Here is a 5,413-nt window from a genome sequence, read left to right on the forward strand (position 1 = left end):
GTAGTTGGTGTTCATCGCCATGTCCTCGCCCTCGCTGTAGACGAAGCGCAGCTGGAAGCGCTGCTCCGTCGTCCAGCCGTCGCAGGCGTCGGCCCACTCGAACATCATGCGGCCACGGACATCGCTGACCTTCGATCCGTTGCGTGCCGACCCAAGCGACATGGTGTAGATCGCCCGGTGGGGCTGGATCCTGGCCGCGACCGCCGCCAGTGAGGTCGCGGCCGGCTGAGCCAGGGCAGGGGGGGCCGCGAAGAGCGCCCCGGCGGAAACGGCGGCAGCGAAGACCGCGCCAACGGTCGCCGGAAGGGCAGAAAGACGGTCGAGCAAGGCGGGATCCACAGGTGATTGACGGCTCTTGGTGGAGTATGGGTGTTTTTGCCGCGGTCCGAAAGGCCCGCCACCCGAATGTCCTAATCAATGGAAGGGAACCGCCGGAATGACAAGCCCTGCCGATGTGCAGCCCGCGACGCAGTCGGACAATCCCGCCTCCCGCTCCTCTGCCCGCCCGGCGCTGCTGCTGACCCGCCGCCTTCCCGATGCGGTGGAGGCGCGGGCCTCGTGCGACTACCGCGCGCTGCTCAATCCGGAGGACCGTGCCTTCACCGGTGCCGAGATCGCCGCCCGCGCCACGGAGATCGGGGCCGATGCCGTGCTCTGCTGCGCCGGCGACCGGCTGGACGCCGCCGCCATCGCCGCGCTGCCGCGGAGTGTGCGGGTGCTGGCGACCTTCTCGGTCGGCACCGACCACATCGATCTGGAGGCGGCGCGCGCCCGCGGCCTGACCGTCACCAACACGCCGGACGTGCTGACCGACGCCACCGCCGACATCGCCCTGCTTCTTCTGCTCGGCGCCGCGCGCCGCGCGTCCGAGGGCGAGCGGATGATCCGCGCCAACGCCTGGACCGGCTGGACCCCGACCCAGCTGATGGGCACCCATGTCGGTGGCAAGCGGCTGGGCATCGTCGGCATGGGCCGCATCGGACAGGCGGTCGCGGCCCGCGCCCGCGCCTTCGGCCTGACCATCCATTACAGCAACCGCCGGCGCCTGCCCGCGGAGCTGGAATTGGGCGCGACCTACCATGCCGACCCGGAGGAGATGCTGGCGGCGTGCGATGTCCTGTCGCTTCACTTCCCAGCCACGGCGGAAACCCGACATTGGCTGAATGCCGGGCGGATCGCACGGTTGCCGCCGGGTGCCATTCTGATCAACACGGCGCGCGGCAGCGTGGTGGACGACGGCGCGGTGATCGACGCGCTGAAGAGCGGGCGGCTGGCGGCGGCCGGACTCGACGTGTTCGAGAATGAGCCGAACCTCCATCCCGGCTATCGCGATCTGCCCAACACCTTCCTGCTGCCGCATCTGGGCAGCGCCACGGTGGAGACGCGGAACGCCATGGGGTTCAAGGCGCTGGACAATGTCGACGCGGTGATGGCCGGCCGGCCGGCGCCGGATCGCGTGGTGTGAGCGAAGCGCGTGGTGCGACGGCAGGTGGAACCCTTTGCCTGCCGTTGCCCATCGCCTGTTGTCCTTCGCCCGCCATTCTTCGCTCACCGTCCCCGGCAGGGATTTCCTGCCCCGAACGGTTGGGGTGGGCAGAAGATGCCGGTCAGGTGGGAAAGAGGCTCCATCGCCGCCCGGTGATCCGGCGGCGCAATCCGATGGAAATGCATAAAATGCTTGGTATCTGGGGGCGCGGCAGGTTGGCATGGCGGTTGCTTAGGTAACCGCGAAGTGTTCCGACCTTCATCTGAGGAGCCGACCCAATGAATGCCATCGTCGCCGCCCTGGACCTGAAGCATCACGCCGCCGACCGTTTCGATGTGCCGGCTGGCTGGTCACCGGTTGCGCTGGCCTCGCGCGTCGGGCTTCTGCGGGGGACCGAGCGCCAGACGCTGGACGAGACGATTGCCCTGCTTGCCGAGGCAAAGGAGACGATCGCCGAGTTGCAGGGGCGCATCGCCTACCTGGAAAGCCTGACGATGACCGACGAGCTGACCGGCCTGCTGAACCGGCGCGGCTTCTACAGTCACTTCCGGCGCGAACTGGCCTCGGCCCGGCGCACCGGCACCGCCGGCGGCCTGTTGGTCATGATCGACCTGGACGGCTTCAAGGCCATCAACGATACCCACGGCCATGTCGCCGGCGACGCCTATCTGCGGCAGGTCGCGCGGATGATTGTCGGCAATGTCCGACAGGAGGATGTGGTCGCCCGGTTGGGCGGCGACGAATTCGCCGTGCTGCTGACCAACACCGACACCGCCAGCGGCCTGTCGCGCGCCCGGCAGCTGGCGGCCATTGCCGACGCCACTCATGTGGAGTGGGGTGGGGTGACCCTGCCGGTCCGCTTCTCCGTCGGCACCCAGCCCTATGGCGCCGACGATACCGAGGATGAGGTGATGCGCCGCGCCGATGCGATGATGTACGGCGCCAAGGGGGCCCGCCGCCGCGATGCCAAGCGCAAGGTGAAGCGGGCGGCCTGACCCTTCGCCGGTCCTTGCCGCGGCACGTTGCCGCTTCCGACAATCCAGAACCGCCTGCGCCCGTCGCGGGCGGTTTTCCGTTTTCCGACAGGATGATCGCCTGTCGATCAGGGACACATCCGCTGCTCCGGTAACGACTATTTAACCGTCGCGACCTAATCAGAAAGGGGGTATACCGGATCTGCAATGCTGTGATCGCATGGTCGGCCATCTGGCACGGTCGTGCGACCGTGCAGTGCGACATCCGGCGTCGGACAGCGTGAAGGCGGAGACCACTCCCAGGGAGGATGCATGTCAGCGGAGCCGTACGGTCCGATGGTGACCGGTGGTAAGCCGACCAGGACCGTCCTCATCGTCGAGGACAACGAGCTGAACATGAAGCTCTTTCATGACCTGCTCGAAGCGCACGGCTATGGCACGCTGCAGACCCGCGACGGCATGGAGGCGATGCGGCTGGCCCGGCAGCACCGTCCCGACCTGATCCTGATGGACATCCAGCTGCCGGAGGTTTCGGGGCTGGAGGTCACACGCTGGATCAAGGAGGATCCGGAGTTGAAAGGCATACCCGTCGTGGCTGTCACCGCATTCGCCATGAAAGGCGACGAGGAGAAAATCCGACAGGGCGGCTGCGAAGATTATGTGGCGAAGCCCATTTCGGTCGTCAAGTTCCTCGAAACAGTCAAGAAGTTTCTGGGCTGAGACGGTTCTCTCTGTAGCAATTCTGCAGGATTCTCCTTCCGATGTCCGCGCGTGTTCTAGTCGTCGATGACGTTCTGCCCAACGTGAAGCTGCTCGCGGCAAAGCTGACCCGCGAGTACTTCAATGTGCTGACCGCCTTCAACGGACCAGACGCGCTGGAAATGGTGCGGAGGGAATCGCCCGACATCGTGCTGCTGGACGTGATGATGCCGGGCATGGACGGGTTCGAGGTCTGCGAGAAGATCCGTTCCGATCCCGCCACCATGCACATCCCGGTGGTGATGGTCACGGCGCTGTCCGACATCGCCGACCGCGTCCGCGGGCTGGAGGCCGGGGCCGACGATTTCCTGACCAAGCCGGTGAACGACATCGCGCTGTTCGCGCGCGTGCGCTCGCTGGTGCGGCTGAAGATGATGATGGACGAATGGCGCCTGCGCGAAAGCACGTCGGGCCAGTTCGGCGTGATCGAGCGCAGCGGCACCATGCTGAGCGTGTCCTTCGAGCGCGCCAGCGTGCTGGTGCTGGAGGACTCCGCCCTCGACCTTGAGAAGGTGGCGGAGACGCTGGAGCGCGACCACAACACGGTGTTTTCGGCCGACACCGGCGCCAAGGCACTGGAGCGCGCGCTGGGTACCCCGCTCGATCTGGTGGTGGTCAGCCTGACCCTGCTGAACGAGGACGGACTGCGGCTCTGTTCGCAGTTGCGCTCGCACGAGCGCACGCGACAGGTGCCGATCCTGCTGATGGTGGACGAAGGCGACCTGGGGCAGGTGGCGAAGGGTCTGGAACTCGGCGCCAACGATTACGTCATCAAGCCGGTCGACCGGAACGAGCTGCTGGCTCGCGCCCGCACCCAGATCCGCCGCAAGCGCTATCAGGAACGGCTGCGCTCCAATTACGAGCAGAGCCTGTCGATGGCGCTGACCGACAGCCTGACCGGCGTCTTCAACCGCCGTTACGTCAACGCGCATCTGCCGCGGCTGCTGGAACGCGCCATCGACAGCCACAAGCCGGTGTCGGTGCTGATGTTCGACATCGATCACTTCAAGGTGGTCAACGACACCTACGGCCACGCCATCGGCGACGAGGTTCTGCGCGAGGTCTCCGCCCGCGCCAGCCGCAACCTGCGCACCTTCGATCTGGTTGCCCGGTTGGGCGGCGAGGAATTCATCGTCATCCTGCCCGACACCGACGGGGAAGCGGCGCTGATCGTGGCCGAGCGCCTGCGGTCGCGCATCGCCGACATCCCCTTCGCCGTGTCATCCGACCGCGGCGAGATCAACGTGACGGTCTCCATCGGCATCTCGGTCGGCGGCCGGCTGGGCGATACCGCCGAAGGGCTGGTGCGCCGCGCCGACGAGGCTCTGTACGAGGCCAAGCGGTCGGGCCGCAACTGTGTTATCGCCGACGCGCGCGCCGACCAACTGGAGGGGTAGGGCGGGACTTTCGGGCTGCCTCCCGTCGCAGCCTTGCCGCCTGTGCTGCGCCGCACCATCTGCCGATGCCGTTTCCTTCACCGGCATCCATGGGGGATCCGATGCTCGCCATCGCCAGCGGCGCCATCACCCACCTGGGCAGCAGCAGCCTTCTCGTTCCGCTTTCCGCCCTCTATGCGACCGCGCTGTGGCGCCGCCATTCGGCGCCGCTGGCAGTGCGCTGGCTGCTGGCGCTGGCGCTGTGTCTTGGCGTCATGGTGGTGCTCAAGCTGGTTGGGCATGGCTGCGGTCTGCCCGACTTTCCGCTGTTTCCCTCCCTGTTCGCGGGTGACCGCTTCGTCAGCCCCAGCGGCCATGCCGCCTTCTCCGCCGTCTTCTACGGGTCGGTGTCGGCATTGGCTGCCCGCAGCGCCGGATCGCGCTGGCTCCGCGTCGGGCTGCCGCTGGCGGCGGTGATTCTGGTGTTGGCCATCGGCGCCTCGCGCGTGGCCGTCTCGGCCCATTCGGGGGCGGAGGTGGTGGCCGGGCTGATGATCGGCGGCCTGTCGGTCCTGCTGTTCCTGTGGAGCAGCCGCAAGGACGGCGCTCCCCGGCTGCGCCCCTCGCCCTGGCTGGCCGGAGCGATGGTGCTGGGGCTGGCCTTGCTGGTCCATGCCGGCGACCCGTCCGTCGTCGAGGGGACGATCCGCTGGGCCGCCGAGCAACTCGGCAGCGGGGCAGGACTGTGCGAACTGGCCGGCCGGGTGCTTCCCGGCACCCGCGGATAAATGACCAGCCGGTAAGTCAGCAACCAGGGT

At 67.4% G+C, this 5,413-nt stretch carries 6 protein-coding genes; 5 read left to right on the forward strand and 1 reads right to left on the reverse strand.

Annotated elements, in window-relative coordinates:
• Positions 1 to 327 (reverse strand): EipB family protein (locus I71_RS08840; protein WP_148294194.1); only part of this gene is annotated, 327 nt, incomplete at its 3' end.
• 109 nt (positions 328 to 436) lie between these two features.
• On the opposite strand from I71_RS08840, the gene I71_RS08845 reads away from it, so the two are divergent.
• The 5 genes from I71_RS08845 to I71_RS08865 all read left to right on the forward strand — a co-directional run bounded on the left by I71_RS08845 (position 437) and on the right by I71_RS08865 (position 5,383).
• Positions 437 to 1,465, forward strand: a complete 1,029-nt coding sequence (locus tag I71_RS08845; protein ID WP_042693959.1) for a D-glycerate dehydrogenase — start codon at positions 437 to 439, stop codon at positions 1,463 to 1,465.
• Between the two features lie 299 nt (positions 1,466 to 1,764).
• The gene (locus I71_RS08850) at positions 1,765 to 2,481 is read left to right on the forward strand and encodes a GGDEF domain-containing protein (protein ID WP_042693961.1); all 717 of its coding nucleotides are present in this window, start codon (positions 1,765 to 1,767) and stop codon (positions 2,479 to 2,481) included.
• 291 nt (positions 2,482 to 2,772) lie between these two features.
• Positions 2,773 to 3,180, forward strand: coding sequence for a response regulator (locus I71_RS08855; protein WP_083897061.1), 408 nt, complete (start codon positions 2,773 to 2,775; stop codon positions 3,178 to 3,180).
• A gap of 41 nt (positions 3,181 to 3,221) precedes the next feature.
• Positions 3,222 to 4,616: a PleD family two-component system response regulator gene (locus I71_RS08860; RefSeq protein ID WP_042693965.1), complete on the forward strand. Its 1,395-nt coding sequence runs from the start codon at positions 3,222 to 3,224 to the stop codon at positions 4,614 to 4,616.
• A 101-nt stretch (positions 4,617 to 4,717) separates the two neighbouring features.
• Positions 4,718 to 5,383, forward strand: a complete 666-nt coding sequence (locus tag I71_RS08865; protein WP_042693966.1) for a phosphatase PAP2 family protein — start codon at positions 4,718 to 4,720, stop codon at positions 5,381 to 5,383.
• Positions 5,384 to 5,413 lie beyond the last annotated feature (30 nt).

It is taken from the genome of Azospirillum sp. B506 (assembly GCF_000333595.1).
GTDB lineage: Bacteria > Pseudomonadota > Alphaproteobacteria > Azospirillales > Azospirillaceae > Azospirillum.